Source organism: Anoxybacillus sp. LAT27 (assembly GCF_022030075.1).
GTDB lineage: Bacteria > Bacillota > Bacilli > Bacillales > Anoxybacillaceae > Anoxybacillus > Anoxybacillus kestanbolensis.
The window spans coordinates 1-254 of record NZ_JAIWYK010000229.1; the positions used below are offsets into that span (position 1 = coordinate 1).

Sequence of the window (254 nt, forward strand, 5' to 3'; positions counted from 1 at the left end):
GGGATTGATTGCGCAATATTCCATATCGCCGCCTTCGGTCGCGATCCAGTCGCGCGCGGCGCGTTCGGCAATGGTCTTGGACTTGGCATAGGCATGGACGTCGGGGCCGTTGATGTTGGTCCAGTCCGCCTCGCTATATTTCGCGATCTTCTTGCCGTGACCATAAGCGATCGCGGCGACCGACGAGGTCATCACCACGCGCTTCACGCCCGCTGCCTTGGCGAATTTGAGCGCACGCAGCGCCCCGTCGCGCG

1 protein-coding gene is annotated in these 254 nt (G+C 62.6%); it reads right to left on the reverse strand.

The genetic code is table 11. From position 1 onward, the window contains the following. Positions 1-254, reverse strand: a 254-nt coding sequence (locus LD028_RS09250) for an NAD-dependent epimerase/dehydratase family protein (protein ID WP_237811642.1), incomplete at both ends; no start/stop codon positions are given.